Annotated in this window: 1 protein-coding gene; it reads right to left on the reverse strand. The window is 71.4% G+C overall.

Annotated elements, in window-relative coordinates:
* On the reverse strand, positions 1-1,640 hold a 1,640-nt coding region (locus ACWDRR_RS44395; RefSeq protein ID WP_449778033.1), incomplete at both ends, for an acyltransferase domain-containing protein.

A 1,640-nucleotide genomic window follows, 5' to 3' on the forward strand; every position in this document is an offset into this window, starting at 1 on the left:
CCGTCCGGAGCACCCACCACCACCTGCAACTGCACCGCACCCCGCTCCGGCAACACCAGCGGAGCCTCCAGCGTCAACTCCTCCAGCACCCCGCAACCCACCTGATCCGCAGCCCGCAACGCCAACTCCACGAACCCCGTCCCCGGCAGCAACACACTGCCCAGCACGGTGTGGTCGGCCAGCCACGGGTGAGTGGCGAGGGAAAGACGACCGGTGAACAGGACCTCGTCGCTGTCCGCGACCTCGATCGCCGCACCGAGCAGCGGGTGGGCGGCGGCTTCCAGCCCCAGGCCGGCCGCGTCCTTCGCGCCCGCCCCGGAGGCCTCCGGCCAGTAGCGGCGGCGCTGGAACGCGTACGTCGGCAGATCGACCCGGCGCGCACCCGTGCCCTCGAACAGAGCAGGCCAGGCAACCGAGGTGCCCGTGGCGTGCAGACGGGCCACGGCCTCGACGACGGTCCGGGCCTGGTCACGGCCCTGGCGCAGGGCCGGCACCACAGCGCGGGCCGGGCCGTCCTGCGGCAGGCACTCCGCGACCATCCCCGCCAGCACCGCGTCCGGACCGACCTCCAGGAACGTCCCGGCGCCAAGGTCCAGCATCGTCGCGACGGCATCAGCGAAACGCACCGCCTCACGAACCTGACGCACCCAGTACGCCGGATCCGTCCACAGCTCCGACTCCACCCGGCCCGTCACCGTCGACACCAGCGGCAGCACCGGCTCGCGCAGGTCCAGGCCCGACACGACCGCGCCGAACTCCTCCAGCATCGGATCCATCAGACCCGAATGGAAGGCATGACTGACCGTCAGAGCCTTTGTGCGGAAGCCGCGCTCGGCGAGGGTCGCCGCCACGGCCAGGACCTGCTCCTCGTGTCCCGAAAGCACGAGTGACGTGGGGCCGTTGACCGCCGCCAGCCACACACCCTCCGTGCCGGCCAGCAGCTCCCGCACCTCCTCCTCGGGTGCGCCGACCGCCACCATCGCGCCACCGGCGCGCAGCGCCTCCATCAACCGCCCACGCGCCACGACAAGCGCACACGCGTCCTTCAACGACAGCACACCCGCCACATGGGCGGCGGCGATCTCCCCGACCGAGTGACCCGCCAGCACACCCGCGGACACGCCCCACGACTCGAACAACCGGAACAGGGCAACCTCAAGGGCGAAGATCGCGGGCTGCGCGAAACCGGTGCGGTGGATGCCCTCGTCCGACGGCAGATCCACCCCCAGCTCCGCACACACCTCGCCATACGCCTGGGCGAACACCGGGAACAACTCGCTCAGTTCACGGCCCATCCCCGGCCACTGCGAACCCTGACCCGAGAACACCACCCCCAGCCGACCCGCCACCACAGTCGAGACATCCGCCGGACCCGACACCAAGTCCCCGAGACGGGAAAGGAGTTCCTCACGATCAGCCGCGACCACGGCCGCACGCTGCTCGAACGCCGAACGCGAGGTCGCCAGCGAGAACGCCGCATCCAGCGCCCGCACCTCACCCCCGCGCAGCCGCTCCAGCAGTGCAGCAGCCTGACCCCGCACCGCCTCCTCGGACTTGCCCGACAGCACCAGCGGCACCACCGGCAGTTCGACGACCTCCTCGACCGGCACCTCGACCGGCGCCTCGGCCTGCTCCAGGAT

It is taken from the genome of Kitasatospora sp. NPDC003701 (assembly GCF_053587085.1).